This is a genomic window from Pseudomonas paraglycinae (assembly GCF_021601625.1).
Taxonomy (GTDB): domain Bacteria; phylum Pseudomonadota; class Gammaproteobacteria; order Pseudomonadales; family Pseudomonadaceae; genus Aquipseudomonas; species Aquipseudomonas paraglycinae.
Genome location: NZ_BQHR01000010.1, coordinates 249,208 through 263,261, shown reverse-complemented (window position 1 = coordinate 263,261; position 14,054 = coordinate 249,208). Strand labels below are relative to the sequence as shown.

Below are 14,054 nucleotides of genomic sequence, written 5' to 3'. Positions count from 1 at the left end.
AGCATAACGCCGATCAGGTTCGCTGGCAGCCCGCTGGCGTGCCCTGGCCCACCACGTTGCGTTGTTGGTCATAGAGCTTGGCCCACGGACGGAAACCGATGCTACCCGCCTGCAACTGATACCGCTGGCCAGCGTTGAAATCCTTGAATTTCACGTTCAACTGACAATCGCGCCACAGCGGCTCGGCATCCGGGCCGATGTTGGTCGCCTCGACCGGGAATTGATAACGAACCGTCAGTTCATGGCTGCCGGGCTGCACTTCGAAGTAACGATGATCGACGGAAGCCTTGTTGTCGACTTCCAGCGCCTGCAACGCCGTGTCCTGTTGCCGGGCATCCAGATCGATCCAGGCTTGCGAGGGGTCAGGGGACGGCATTCCGAATCCGGCACAACCGGCCAGCGTCAGCACGCTTCCTGTCAGTATCAACATGCGCATAGCGGAGCTCCAATGGGCGGGATAGTCTTGGGCAGACTTTCCGGGGGGATTTCTTATTTTGATCAGGCCGCTTCCAAGCCATGGGTTACTTGATCGCGTTTTGCGGATTTTGTTTCCGGGTGTGATGATTTTGTTGCTCAACGGTTGCTCAAGCCTGAGCTATTACAGCCAGCTGGCCAGCGGTCAGCTGCAGCTTTTGCGGGCGCGGGAGCCGGTGGCCAAGGTGATCGCCGACCCGACCCGCGACGCCAGACTGCGCACTCACCTGGCCCAATCCCAGAAAGCCCGGGCTTTTGCCAGCGAACATTTGCACCTGCCGGACAACCAAAGCTATCGCCTCTACGCCGACATCGGTCGGCCGTTTGTCGTGTGGAATGTGTTCGCCACCCCGGAGTTTTCCCTGAGCCCGCAGAACCATTGCTTCCCGATTGCCGGTTGCGTGGCCTACCGCGGCTATTACAGCCAGAGCGCGGCGCGGGGCGAAGCAGCGATTCAGCGCCTGCAAGGCATGGACGTGTCGATCGGCGGCGTCGAGGCCTACTCGACCCTCGGCTGGTTCAACGATCCGATCCTCAATTCGATGATGGGCTGGGGCGACGAGCGTCTGGCGACGCTGATCTTCCATGAACTGGCCCACCAACGTTTCTATGTGAAGGATGACACCGAGTTCAACGAGTCCTTCGCGACCTTCGTCGAGCAGGAAGGTACGCGGCAGTGGCGAGCGTTTCGTGGCTTGCCCCCGGAAAACGACTCGAAACTGAAGCAGCGGGATCAATTCATTCAGCTGATCCTCGATACCCGTTCACGCCTCGAAAAACTCTATGCACAACCATTGGCGACAGCGCAGATGCGCGAGCGCAAGGCGGCAGAGTTCGAACGGTTTCGACAGGATTACCGAGCGATGCGCGATGACCAGTGGGCCGGCGACAAACGCTATGACGCCTGGGTCAATGCGCCGTTGAACAACGCACGGCTATTGCCGTTCGGGCTGTATGACCAGTGGGTACCGGCGTTTGCGGCGTTGTTCAGGCAGGTTGGTGGGGATTGGGTCAGGTTTTACGCAGAGGTCGAAAAGTTGGGTGGCTTGCCGGTCGTTGAGCGTAAGTCGGCTTTGAAAGTGCTGGCAGGCTCATAAACCTACAGCGGCTTTTTTGGCCCCATCGCGAGCAAGCTCGCTCCCACAGGGACAGTGTTTCAGCAGTGGTACTCGGTTTCCTGTGGGAGCGGGCTTGCCCGCGAAGGCGATATCACTGGCGCTGCAAAAACGCCTGATGCAGCTCCGCCAGCGTCTCGAAGTGATACGCCGGTGCTTCAGCGCTCAGCTCTTCATGGCTGCCAAAACCGTAACCCACGGCCGCCGCATCCAGCCCGTTGCTGCGAGCACCGATCAGGTCATGCTTGCGGTCACCGATCATCAGCGTATTGGCCGGATCCAGCCCTTCCTCGGCCATCAGGTGCGCAATCAGCTCGACCTTGTTGGTACGGGTGCCGTCCAGTTCGCTGCCGTAAATCACCTTGAAGTGTCTGGCGAAATCAAAGTGCCGGGCGATTTCCCGGGCGAACACCCAAGGCTTCGACGTCGCGATATACAGCTGCCGACCCTGGCCGCTCAGGGTTTCCAGCAACGGCGTGACGCCCTCGAACACCCGATTCTCGTACAGGCCGGTGACCTTGAAGCGCTCGCGATAGAAATTCACCGCCTCCCAGGCTTTCGCTTCATCAAAACCATAAAACTGCATGAACGCCTGCAACAGCGGCGGGCCGATGAAGTGTTCCAGCTTGGTCAGGTCCGGCTCATCGATGCCGAGCTTGCTCAAGGCGAACTGAATGGAACGGGTGATGCCCTCACGCGGATCGGTAAGGGTGCCATCGAGGTCGAACAGTACGGTCTGGTAATGCATGAAAAATCCCGGGCAATAGAGAGAAAAATCAGAGCTGGTCGTAGCCTTCAGCCAGATGCAGGTCCTTGAGCTTCACGTAGTTCGCCGCGCTGTAGGTGAAAAAGGCGTTTTCCTTGTCGGTCAGCGGACGGACCTGTTTCACCGGACTGCCCACGTACAGGAAACCGCTTTCCAGGCGTTTGCCCGGTGGCACGAGACTGCCGGCGCCGATGATCACATCGTCCTCGACCACCGCGCCGTCCATGACGATGCTGCCCATGCCGATAAGTACGCGGCTGCCGACCGTACAGCCATGCAGCATGACCTTGTGGGCGATGGTCACGTCATCGCCAATCAGCAGCGGAAAACCGTCCGGGTTGAACGGGCCAGCGTGAGTGATGTGCAACACACAACCATCCTGCACGCTGGTGCGCGCACCGATGCGGATGCAGTGCATGTCGCCGCGGATCACGGTCAGCGGCCACACGGAGCTGTCTTCGCCGATTTCGACGTCGCCGATCACCACCGCGGAGCCGTCGACAAAGGCGCCTGGGCTCAAGCGTGGGGTGTGATTCTGGTACTTGCGAAGGGACACGATTAGTTCTCTCTCTGTCGCCGATAGCTGCGGTGGGTGTCGATTGTAATTAAGATGGGCGCATGTTTCTTCCAGCCAAGGTGCCAACCGTGAGCGTGAACAACCCTCTTCTGCAGTCCTACGACCTGCCGCCGTTCTCCGCGATCCGTGCCGAACACGTGCAGCCGGCCATCGAAACCATCCTGGCCGACAACCGCGCCGCCATTGCCGAAATCCTCAAGACCCAGGGCCAGAACCCGACCTGGGCCGGGCTGGTGCTGGCGATGGACGAACTCAATGATCGCCTGGGCGCTGCCTGGAGCCCGGTCAGCCACCTCAATGCCGTGTGCAACAGCGCCGAACTGCGTGAAGCCTACGAGTCGTGCCTGCCGGCGTTGAGCGCCTATTCCACCGAAATGGGCCAGAACCGCGAACTGTTCCAGGCTTATGAAGCCCTGGCCAACAGCCCGGAAGCCGCCGGTTTCGACGTGGCGCAGAAAACCATTCTGGAACACGCCCTGCGCGATTTCCGTCTGTCGGGCATCGACCTGCCGGAAGCCGAGCAGAAGCGCTATGCCGAAGTGCAGAGCAAGCTGTCCGAGCTGGGCAGCCGCTTCTCCAACCAGTTGCTCGACGCCACTCAGGCCTGGACCAAGCACTTGACCGACGAAGCCGCACTCGCCGGCCTGACCGATTCGGCCAAGGCGCAAATGGCCGCTGCGGCACAGGACAAAGGCCTCGACGGCTGGCTGATCACCCTGGAATTCCCGAGCTACTACGCGGTGATGACCTACGCCCAGGACCGTGCGCTGCGCGAAGAAGTCTACGCCGCCTACTGCACCCGTGCGTCGGATCAAGGCCCGAACGCCGGCCAGAACGACAACGGCCCGGTGATGGGCGAAATCCTCGACCTGCGTCAGGAACTGGCCAAACTGCTTGGTTTCTCCAGCTTCTCCGAACTGAGCCTGGCGACCAAAATGGCCGAGTCCAGCGATCAGGTGCTGAGCTTCCTGCGCGACCTGGCCAAGCGCAGCAAACCGTTTGCCGCCCAGGATCTGCAACAGCTCAAGGCTTACGCCGCCGAGCAGGGCTGCGCCGATCTGCAAAGCTGGGACAGCGGTTTCTACGGTGAAAAACTCCGTGAACAGCGTTACAGCGTCGCTCAGGAAACCCTGCGCGCCTACTTCCCGATCGACAAAGTGCTGGGTGGTCTGTTCGCCATCGTTCAGCGCCTGTACGGCATCGAAATCGCCGAACTGAAAGGCTTCGACACCTGGCACCCGGACGTGCGCCTGTTCGAAATCAAAGAAAACGGCCAGCACGTCGGTCGCTTCTTCTTCGACCTCTACGCCCGCGCCAACAAGCGTGGCGGCGCGTGGATGGACGGCGCCCGCGACCGTCGCCGCACCCTCGACGGTGTACTGCAAAGCCCGGTGGCCAACCTGGTGTGCAACTTCACCCCGGCCGACAGCGGCAAGCCTGCGCTGCTGACCCACGATGAAGTGACCACCCTGTTCCACGAATTCGGCCACGGCCTGCATCACCTGCTGACCCGCGTCGAGCATGCCGGCGTTTCCGGCATCAACGGCGTGGCGTGGGACGCAGTCGAGCTGCCGAGCCAGTTCATGGAGAACTGGTGCTGGGAGCCGGAAGGCCTCGCGCTGATTTCCGGCCACTACGAAACCGGCGAGCCGCTGCCACAGGATCTGCTGGAAAAAATGCTCGCGGCGAAAAACTTCCAGTCCGGCCTGATGATGGTGCGCCAACTGGAATTCTCGCTGTTCGACTTCGAACTGCACGCCACTCACGGTGACGGCCGCAGCGTCGCGCAGGTTCTGGAAGGCGTGCGTGACGAGGTGTCGGTGATGCGTCCGCCGGCCTACAACCGCTTCCCGAACAGCTTCGCCCACATCTTCGCCGGCGGTTACGCGGCGGGTTACTACAGCTACAAGTGGGCGGAAGTGCTGTCGGCAGATGCCTTTTCGAAGTTCGAAGAAGACGGCGTGCTGAATGCCGACACCGGTCGCGCCTTCCGTGAAGCGATCCTGGCCCGCGGTGGCTCGCAGGAGCCGATGGTGCTGTTCGTCGACTTCCGTGGCCGTGAGCCGTCGATTGACGCACTCTTGCGCCACAGCGGCCTGAGTGAGGACGCGGCAGCATGAGTGAGGCACCCGTGAAGACCAAAAAACGCTTTATCGCCGGGGCGGTCTGCCCGGCGTGCAGCGAGCCGGACAAACTGATGATGTGGAGCGAGGACGATGTCCCGCACCGCGAATGTGTGGCGTGCGGCTACAGCGATACGCTCAATGCCCAAGGGCTGTCGGTGCCGAAAGAGCTGGGCACGCGGGTCAACACCAGCGCGCTCAAGCCTGCCCCGGACAAAACGGTTCAGGCGGTGCAGTTCTTCCCGAATCCGAAGTTGAAGAAAAAGCCCGACGAGCAGCACTGATCCTCAATCACCTTCCCCGATTCGTCGGTGGAAGGTGGTATTGGCTTAACACCTGTCCCCCGCACTTGCTTCGTAGGCTGGCCTTTTGCGCCACGCCTCGAAGGAAGCTGCCATGCCCGACACCAATCCCCTCCTGCAACACTGGACGCTGCCACCGTGGCCAGCGATTCGCGCCGAGCACCTGCTGCCGGCGGTCACCTGCATCATTGCGGACAACCAAAGAATCATCGCCCAGGTGATCGCCAGTCAGACCGAACATCCCGGCTGGGATGATCTGGTACTGAGCATCGACGAAGCCGACGCGCGCCTCGGTGAAGTTCGCTCGATTCTTGAAACGTTGTCGATGGTCAGATCCGACGATGCGGTCTGGCTCGTGGAAAGCGCCAAAGCGCATCTGGCGATCAATCAGTATCGCTCTGAAAAAGCCCACAATCGCCGGTTGTACGAGACCTATCAGCGTTTGGCGCAGAGCTCGATCGCCGGCAGTTTCGATGAGGCGCGCAACATCGCACTGTCGCGAATTCTGCGCCGATTCAAGCAGTCGGGCATTGAGCTTCCCACTGAACAGCAGCAGGAGCTGGCGCGGTTGAACCGCGAGATCGGAGGCTTGGAATTCGTATTTCTGGACAACCTCGATCGCTGGACCGAGGCGTGGAGCAAACGTATTGACGATATTGCGCTGCTCGCAGGCTTGTCGCCGGCCATGAAAGATCGGCTGGCACTCGCCGCACGCCAGACCGGGCATGACGGCTGGTTGATCCGGCTGGACCAGAACACCTGCCAGCACATCCTCAAGTACGCCGAAAACCGCGCCCTGCGGGAGGAATGCTACGTTGCCTACATGACCCGTGCCTCCGATCGCGGGCCGCTGGCCGGTCGCTTCGATAACGGCCCGGTGCTGACCAGGCTGCTTGCCCTGCGCCAGCAAAAAGCCCGTTTGCTCGGCCATGAAAACGCCGCGCAACTGAGTCTGGCCAAAAACAGCACCCGGACGACGGAATGGGTCAGTGGTTTTCTCCAGCGTCAGGTGGCGCAGCTGGCACCTGCCCTCGCGCAGGATGCAAAACAACTGGCAGCCTTCGCGCAGCAACGCGGGATTGACCGGGTTCAGCCGTGGGATGAAGACTTCCTCGCCGAAGAATGGCGCCAGCAGCAGTTTCCCGGTGCGCTGGAAAACCTGCGTGATTACTTTCCGCTCGAGGGCACCCTGCGCAGGCTCTTTCTGTTCTGCGAACGGATGTTCGGGATCCGCATCGTCGAGCGGTCCGGTGGCGGCCACTGGCATGACGATGTGCGCCTGCTGGAAATCAGCGAGCATGAACAGGTCATCGGCTACATCTACCTCGACCCGTTTCACCGCGACAACGCGGTGGACTTCCCCGGCACCTCCACGCTGCGCAATCGCCGGATCAACGCCGAAGGCCGCCCGGCGCTGCCGATTGCCCTGCTCTACAGCAATTTCACACCGGCCACCGATACCCATCCGTGCTGGCTCGAAATCGACGATCTGCGGGTGCTGTTTCATGAGTTTGGCCATTGCCTCCAACACGTGCTGACACGCTCGCCCCATCACAGCCTGTCCGGCATCCTGCAACTGGGCCATGAAGCGGCGGAGTTTTCCGGGCAGTTGTTCGAGCAGTGGTGTTTGTCGCGGGAGTTTGTGCTGTGGCTCGGCGCGCATTTTCAGACCGGCGAACGCTTGAGCGCCACACGGGTCGACGCGGCACTGTCAGCTGCTCAGGCCCACTCCAGCCGGCAGCAGGCCTTGTTGCTGATGGGGGCGATGATTGATTTCGAGCTGCACCTGACCCCCGGCGACGGGCGCTCGGTCGAGGAGGTTTGCACCGCTGTGCAGCGCCGCCTGGGTCCTCTGCAACTACCGGACGATCACCGGTTCGCCAATGGATTCGATTACATGGTGACCCAATACGAGGCCTCGGTTTACGCCTACGTCTGGTCGGGCGTGCTGGCTCAGGAAGCATTCAAACGCTTCAGTCGCGACTGGGTGTTCAACGCGCAAACCGGCCGTGAGTTTCGTGCAACGTTCTTTGCGCCAGGCGCGGGGCGTCCGTTGCTGGACGCGGTAGAAGCGTTCATCGGCGGCCTCGTTGACGGAGAGGCCGGAGGGGTTACTTCAGATTGACCGTCTGAAACCAGCTCTTCATCGAGCACGTGGCAAACGCGCTGGTGCTGCAATCGCCATTGGCCAGCGCGGTACGCAATTTATCGACATCGGCCTGCATCACGTAGCGCACGCTGTCCCGGAAGTGCCCACTCTCACCAAAGCCGCCCTGAGTCATTTCGTTCAGAGCGTCTTCCTTGCTCCAGCCCTGCACGACGATCCGGTACATCGCCGCCATCAGGCCGGTGCGATCGGAGCCGTGCTTGCAGTGCATCAACACCGGGCCGTCGGCTTCGGCGGACTGGATGGCACGCAGGGTCTTGAGCACGTCACTGTCGTCCACGTGATTGGTGCGATAGGGCAATTGCACCTGATGGATACCGGGGGCTTTCAACCAGTTGGAATCCGCTTCCGGCAGGAAGTTGATGACCGTGGCCACCTTCAGGTTGTTCAGCAACGGTACCGCGCCGTCGTCGGGGAGCGCGCTGCGATACAGCGTGGGCGACATCTGGAACAGGTTGTATTGCACCTCTACCGGTTGCGCCCACTCGACGGGACGGGAAGCCGGAGTGTCCGCAGCCTGAGCGGGAATCCAGCTGAACAGCGCAAACAGCGACAAACAGAATGCGGAGGAAAAACGCGTCAGGAACATGCTTTACGGCGACCGTGTGGGTTTCGTCAGTGAAGGCCGCAGCTTGCTAGCCACGTAGTCAAATCCCCGTGAGGCGCTTGTAAAAGAATCGTGAATACGCCGGCTCCCTTGGTCGAAAAGCGGTCTTTTTTCGGCTGAATCGGTTCATCCGGTTGCTTAGCCTGCTACCATTTGTCACATCATGTTGCAGACGCGTCGCCTTTCTCCCGGTCATTCCGGCCACGTCGCAGCCAGAAAATTCTTGAGCCGTTCGCAGAAACGGCTGACAACCATCAATGCCTGATGAGGTGCATTACCCATGTCTGATGAAGATCGAGACAACCCGCGGCGTGAGTTTTTGCGCAAATCCCTGACCCTGATTCCGGTCGTGACTCTGGCCGGCAGCGGTCTCGGCAGCACGGTGCTGCAAGCAGCGCCTGAAAGCGCGCCTGCCACAGCTCCGGCGAAAACGGCCGCCTTTGAGGCCAGCACTTATCAGCCGAGCTACTTCACCGCCGAAGAGTGGGCGTTCATCAATGCCGCCGTCGCGCAGTTGATCCCCAACGATGCGCAAGGCCCAGGTGCACTCGAAGCTGGCGTGCCGGAATACATCGACCGTCAGATGAACACCCCGTACGCCGCCGGTGCTCTTTGGTACATGCAGGGCCCGTTCAATGCCGACGCCGCGCCAGAGATGGGCTGGCAGAGCAAACTGGTGCCAAAAGAGATCTATCGCCTCGGCATTGCCGCCACGGATCAGTGGGCAAAATCCATCAACGGTAAAACATTTGCCGAGCAAGACAGCGCTACCCGAGACGATCTGCTCAAGCAGCTTGAAGCCGGAAAACCGCAATTCGACGCGGTTCCGGCGAAGATTTTCTTCAGTCTGCTGCTGCAAAACACCAAGGAAGGGTTCTTCTGCGACCCGATCCACGGCGGCAATAAAGGCATGGTCGGCTGGACCATGATCGGCTTCCCCGGCGCCCGCGCCGATTTCATGGATTGGGTGGAACGCAACGAGCAGTACCCCTTCCCGGCAGTTTCGATTCGCGGCGAGAGGGCGTGAGCATGGCAACGGTAATGAAGAAGGTCGACGCAGTGATCGTCGGTTTCGGCTGGACAGGCGCGATCATGGCCAAGGAGCTGACCGAAGCCGGACTCAACGTGCTGGCGCTGGAACGCGGACCGATGCAGGACACCTACCCGGACGGCAACTATCCCCAGGTGATCGACGAACTCACCTACAGCGTGCGGAAAAAACTCTTCCAGGACGTTTCCAAGGAAACCGTCACCATCCGTCACAGCGTCAACGACATCGCCCTGCCGAACCGCCAGTTGGGCGCGTTCCTGCCGGGCAATGGCGTGGGCGGCGCCGGTTTGCACTGGTCGGGCGTGCACTTTCGGGTCGACCCGATCGAGTTGCGCATGCGCAGCCACTACGAAGAGCGCTACGGCAAAAGCTTCATCCCCAAGGACATGACCATCCAGGACTTCGGCGTCAGCTATGAAGAGCTGGAACCGTTCTTCGATTTCGCCGAAAAAGTCTTCGGCACCTCCGGCCAGGCCTGGACCGTGAATGGCCAACTGGTCGGTCAGGGCAAGGGCGGCAACCCGTACGCACCGGATCGCTCGAACCCGTTCCCGCTGGAAGCGCAGAAAAACACGGTTTCCGCACAGCTGTTCGGCAAAGCGGCTACCGAAGTCGGTTACAAACCCTACAACCTGCCTTCCGCAAATACGTCGGGGCCGTACACCAATCCCTACGGTGCGCAGATGGGCCCGTGCAACTTCTGCGGTTTCTGCAGCGGTTACGTTTGCTACATGTATTCCAAAGCGTCGCCGAACGTGAACATTCTGCCGGCGCTGAAGCCGCTGCCGAATTTCGAACTGCGGCCGAACGCTCATGTGCTGCGGGTCAACCTCGACAGCACGAAAACCAAGGCCACCGGCGTCACCTACATCGACGGCCAGGGTCGCGAGATCGAACAACCGGCGGATCTGGTGATCCTCGGCGCGTTCCAGTTGCACAACGTGCGCCTGATGCTGCTTTCCGGCATCGGCAAACCCTACGACCCGGTCAGCGGTGAAGGCGTGGTCGGGCGCAACTTCGCCTACCAGAACATGGCCACCATCAAGGCGTTCTTCGACAAGGACACCCACACCAACAACTTCATCGGCGCCGGCGGCAACGGTGTGGCGGTGGATGACTTCAACGCCGACAACTTCGATCACGGGCCGCATGGCTTCGTCGGTGGCTCGCCGATGTGGGTCAACCAGGCCGGCAGCCGACCGATCGCCGGCACCTCCAACCCGCCGGGCACTCCGGCCTGGGGCAGTGCGTGGAAACGCGCCACCGCCGATTACTACACCCACCAAGTGTCGATGGACGCCCACGGCGCGCATCAGTCCTACCGTGGCAACTACCTCGATCTGGACCCGGTGTACCGCGATGCCTACGGCATGCCGCTGCTGCGGATGACGTTCGACTGGCAGGAAAACGACATCAAGATGAACCGCTTCATGGTCGAGAAAATGGGCAAGATCGCCGAGGCCATGGGCCCGAAAGCCATCGCCGTGATCGGCAAGAAAGTCGGCGACCACTTCAACACCGCGTCGTACCAGACCACCCACCTCAACGGTGGCGCGATCATGGGCACCGATCCGAAGACCAGCGCGCTGAACCGCTACCTGCAGAGCTGGGACGTGCACAACGTATTCGTCCCGGGCGCCTCGGCATTCCCGCAAGGCCTGGGCTACAACCCGACCGGCCTGGTTGCCGCGCTGACCTACTGGTCGGCGAAAGCGATCCGCGAGCATTACCTGAAAAACCCCGGCCCGCTGGTTCAGGCTTAAGGAGCGATGACCATGAAGACTCTCGTTATCGCGACCCTGGCCCTGCTCGGCAGCACTGCCGTTCATGGCGCCGAAGTTGATCAATCCTTGATCAAGCAAGGCGAATACCTCGCCCGAGCCGGCGACTGTGTGGCCTGCCACACGGCCAGGGACGGCAAGCCGTTCGCCGGTGGCCTGCCGATGGAAACCCCGATCGGCACGATCTACTCGACCAACATCACCCCGGATAAAACCGGCGTCGGTGACTACAGTTTCGAGGATTTCGACCAGGCCGTGCGCCATGGCGTGGCCAAAAACGGCAATACCTTGTACCCGGCGATGCCATATCCGTCCTACGCCCGCGTCAGCGAAACGGACATGCAGGCGCTTTACGCCTACTTCATGCACGGCGTGGAACCGGTGGCGCAAGAGAACAAGGCCAGCGACATCCCGTGGCCACTGAGCATGCGCTGGCCGCTGATGGGCTGGCGCTGGCTGTTCGCGCCGAAGGTCGAGGATTACAAAGCCGCGTCGGAGGATGCCGTCGTCAGCCGTGGGGCGTATCTGGTGGAAGGCCTCGGACATTGCGGCGCCTGCCATACGCCACGGGCCCTGACCATGCAGGAAAAATCCCTGAGCGCGGCCGAAGGCAGCAGTTTTCTGTCAGGCAGTGCGCCGCTGGAAGGCTGGATCGCCAAGAGCCTGCGCGGCGACTACAAGGACGGTCTCGGCAGCTGGAGCGAAGAACAACTGGTGCAGTTCCTCAAAACCGGTCGCAGCGACCGCAGTGCGGTGTTCGGCGGCATGAGCGACGTGGTCACCCACAGCATGCAGTACATGACCGACGCCGACCTGACCGCGATTGCCCGCTACCTGAAATCGCTGCCAGCCAATGATCCTGCCGACCAGCCGCACCAGTACGACGAGAAAGCTGCCAAGGCCTTGTGGAACGGTGATGACAGTCAGCGTGGCGCGTCTGTGTACATCGACAACTGCGCGGCGTGCCACCGCACGGACGGCCACGGCTACACCCGGGTGTTCCCGGCGCTGGCAGGCAATCCGGTGTTGCAATCGGACGACCCGACCTCGCTTATCCACATTGTGCTCAAGGGCGGCACCTTGCCTGCGACGCACGCAGCGCCATCGACCTTCACCATGCCGGGTTTCGCCTGGCGTCTGTCGGATCAGGAAGTGGCGGATGTCGTGAGCTTTATTCGTGGAAGTTGGGGTAACAAGGGCTCCACCGTCACCGCAAAAGATGTTGCCAAGTTACGTACCGACGATATGACTACAACATCAGCCGGTGATCTCGGACAAGTAACAAACCACAACTAAACGCAGTAACCCCTGCATGATCAGTCATGCAGGGGTTATTTATTTAATGACTGTTACGGATTGGTAATACTGGCATAGGCTTTGGCCAGAGCAACCAGTTTGGCTCGATCCTGCTCACCGATTTCACCGTCACGATCCACATCGTGCTCCAGACGGCCAATGCTGAAGGTATGGCCGCCATCCCGGGAGGTGGCGGTGACAAAAATCGGATCAACCAGCATTTCGGTCTGCACGCCAGCCTCGGCATCCCAGCCCAGTTCCTTACGCGCCAGTTGCATGGAAACCAGTGTATTGGGTTCCGATGGACCGGGCTGCATCAGTTGCAGAAAAATACCGCGCGAATTAAAAAACGACATCATCAAATCCTTTTGTCTTTTATATAGTCAAGTGGTGTGAAGCGAAGTGGATACTACGAACTTGAACAGTAAACGAACAGCCAACTTATGTTTCTTCAATTTGCACAACTACAACTTTAGCTCTAGACAAACTTGCAACTAACCGCTCGATTTATTGATCGACGGCTGAACGGTAGTGGATCCTCCGCCACCTTGCGGATACTGTATGCATGTACAGACAAAGGACACCCGTGATGACCAGCCCCTTGCCCCCGCGCGGTCGCGGCACCGCGACCAACCCGCACAACCGCTTCGCGCCGAGTCGTTCGGTGGCCGAGGATGACGGCTGGTTTCAGGAAGTGCCTTTGACCCAGGGCACCGAAGTCAGCTTCGAAACCGCGAAGACCATCATCACCCGCAACACCTCGCCGGACCTGCCGTTCGACCGCTCGATCAATCCCTATCGCGGCTGCGAGCACGGCTGCATTTATTGCTATGCACGACCCAGCCACGCCTATTGGGACATGTCGCCGGGGCTGGATTTCGAAACCAAACTGATCGCCAAAACCAACGCCGCCCAGGTGCTGGAAGAACAGCTGGGGAAAAAAGGCTATCAATGCGCGCCGATCAACCTCGGCTCCAATACCGATCCCTATCAGCCGATCGAACGCGAACACCGGATCACACGCCAGACCCTCGAAGTGCTGCTGCGCTACCGGCATCCGGTGACCATCGTCACCAAGGGCTCGCTGATCCTGCGCGACCTCGACCTGCTCACCGAACTGGCGCAACAACAGCTGGTGGCGGTGATGATCAGCCTGACCACCCTGGACGACGAACTCAAACGCATCCTCGAACCCCGCGCCGCTGCGCCCAAGGCCCGGTTGCGGGCGATTCGGGTGATGCGCGAGGCGGGGATTCCGGTCGGTGTGCTGTGTTCGCCGATGATTCCGATGATCAACGACAGCGAAATCGAAAGCCTGCTGACCGAAGCCCACGCCGCCGGTGCCCAGAGCGCGGCCTACATGATGCTGCGCCTGCCGCTGGAGGTGGCGCCGCTGTTCGAGGAATGGCTTGAGGCGCACTACCCGCAACGTGCGGCGCATGTGTTGAGCCTGATCCGCCAGAGCCGTGGCGGCGAGCTTTACGACAGCCGTTTCGGTGCCCGGATGCGCGGCGAGGGTCCGTTCGCCGATCTGCTCGCCCAGCGCTTCGCCAAAGCGATCAAGCGCCTGGGGCTCAATCACCGCGAAGGCTTCAACCTCGACTGCACAGCCTTCTGTCCGCCGGGTCGCCAGATAGCGCTGATTTAGGGTCAATTGGCCTATGGTTGAGAGGAAGGAATGCTGGGCCCGGTTTACGCCGGTCACGTTTTTTGTGACCTGGAACACACGTTCTAGAGCGCTTGATTCAGTTTGAGTTAAGTTTCGGCGGTTACCTTGTTCATCGAGTGACTGACG

General features: G+C 60.7%; 13 protein-coding genes. 8 read left to right on the top strand and 5 right to left on the bottom strand.

The genetic code is table 11. The features are described 5' to 3' along the window. Window positions 1–13: 13 nt before the first annotated feature. The gene (locus L6D82_RS17210; RefSeq protein WP_085748062.1) at window positions 14–436 is read right to left on the bottom strand and encodes a PA0061/PA0062 family lipoprotein; all 423 of its coding nucleotides are present in this window, start codon (window positions 434–436) and stop codon (window positions 14–16) included. A 58-nt stretch (window positions 437–494) separates the two neighbouring features. On the opposite strand from L6D82_RS17210, the gene L6D82_RS17205 reads away from it, so the two are divergent. Continuing rightward, a complete protein-coding gene (locus L6D82_RS17205) occupies window positions 495–1,571 on the top strand; it encodes an aminopeptidase (RefSeq protein WP_236190565.1) in 1,077 nt (358 codons plus the stop codon). A 112-nt stretch (window positions 1,572–1,683) separates the two neighbouring features. Here the strand turns inward: L6D82_RS17205 and L6D82_RS17200 are convergent, their stop codons facing one another. Both L6D82_RS17200 and L6D82_RS17195 read right to left on the bottom strand, forming a co-directional pair. Next, entirely contained in the window at window positions 1,684–2,337 is a 654-nt protein-coding gene (locus L6D82_RS17200; RefSeq protein WP_102718505.1) for an HAD family hydrolase, read from the bottom strand. A gap of 28 nt (window positions 2,338–2,365) precedes the next feature. Then, window positions 2,366–2,911 carry a gamma carbonic anhydrase family protein gene (locus tag L6D82_RS17195; RefSeq protein ID WP_102718506.1) on the bottom strand — a complete coding sequence of 182 codons (546 nt, stop codon included), beginning with the start codon at window positions 2,909–2,911 and terminating at the stop codon, window positions 2,366–2,368. 62 nt (window positions 2,912–2,973) lie between these two features. Here L6D82_RS17195 and prlC point away from each other — a divergent pair, with 62 nt between their 5' ends. The 3 genes from prlC to L6D82_RS17180 all read left to right on the top strand — a co-directional run bounded on the left by prlC (window position 2,974) and on the right by L6D82_RS17180 (window position 7,482). Next, window positions 2,974–5,052: an oligopeptidase A gene (gene prlC / locus L6D82_RS17190; protein ID WP_236190562.1), complete on the top strand. Its 2,079-nt coding sequence runs from the start codon at window positions 2,974–2,976 to the stop codon at window positions 5,050–5,052. Beyond that, a complete protein-coding gene (locus tag L6D82_RS17185) occupies window positions 5,049–5,339 on the top strand; it encodes a YheV family putative zinc ribbon protein (RefSeq protein WP_007953955.1) in 291 nt (96 codons plus the stop codon). Before prlC ends, L6D82_RS17185 begins: the two co-directional genes overlap by 4 nt. A gap of 112 nt (window positions 5,340–5,451) precedes the next feature. Continuing rightward, window positions 5,452–7,482, top strand: coding sequence for a M3 family metallopeptidase (locus L6D82_RS17180; RefSeq protein WP_236190560.1), 2,031 nt, complete (start codon window positions 5,452–5,454; stop codon window positions 7,480–7,482). Here L6D82_RS17180 and L6D82_RS17175 read toward each other — a convergent pair. After that, window positions 7,469–8,113 (bottom strand): phosphatase domain-containing protein, encoded by a 645-nt coding sequence (locus L6D82_RS17175; protein ID WP_102718508.1) that lies wholly within the window; start codon window positions 8,111–8,113, stop codon window positions 7,469–7,471. The two genes, L6D82_RS17180 and L6D82_RS17175, sit on opposite strands and share 14 nt — an antisense overlap. A 298-nt stretch (window positions 8,114–8,411) precedes the next feature. Here L6D82_RS17175 and L6D82_RS17170 point away from each other — a divergent pair, with 298 nt between their 5' ends. Genes L6D82_RS17170 through L6D82_RS17160 form a run of 3 tightly spaced genes read left to right on the top strand, consistent with a single transcriptional unit; the run spans window position 8,412 to window position 12,259 of the window. After that, window positions 8,412–9,158, top strand: a complete 747-nt coding sequence (locus L6D82_RS17170; protein ID WP_236190551.1) for a gluconate 2-dehydrogenase subunit 3 family protein — start codon at window positions 8,412–8,414, stop codon at window positions 9,156–9,158. 2 nt (window positions 9,159–9,160) lie between these two features. Next, the gene (locus tag L6D82_RS17165; protein ID WP_236190549.1) at window positions 9,161–10,945 is read left to right on the top strand and encodes a GMC family oxidoreductase; all 1,785 of its coding nucleotides are present in this window, start codon (window positions 9,161–9,163) and stop codon (window positions 10,943–10,945) included. Between the two features lie 12 nt (window positions 10,946–10,957). Further along, window positions 10,958–12,259 (top strand): c-type cytochrome, encoded by a 1,302-nt coding sequence (locus tag L6D82_RS17160; RefSeq protein ID WP_236190546.1) that lies wholly within the window; start codon window positions 10,958–10,960, stop codon window positions 12,257–12,259. 53 nt (window positions 12,260–12,312) lie between these two features. On the opposite strand, the gene L6D82_RS17155 is transcribed toward L6D82_RS17160, so the two are convergent. Further along, window positions 12,313–12,615, bottom strand: a complete 303-nt coding sequence (locus L6D82_RS17155) for a hypothetical protein (protein WP_007953977.1) — start codon at window positions 12,613–12,615, stop codon at window positions 12,313–12,315. A 233-nt stretch (window positions 12,616–12,848) separates the two neighbouring features. Between L6D82_RS17155 and L6D82_RS17150 the strand changes: the two genes are divergently transcribed. Further along, complete coding sequence (locus L6D82_RS17150; protein WP_236190543.1) at window positions 12,849–13,907, top strand: PA0069 family radical SAM protein; 1,059 nt, start codon at window positions 12,849–12,851, stop codon at window positions 13,905–13,907. Window positions 13,908–14,054 lie beyond the last annotated feature (147 nt).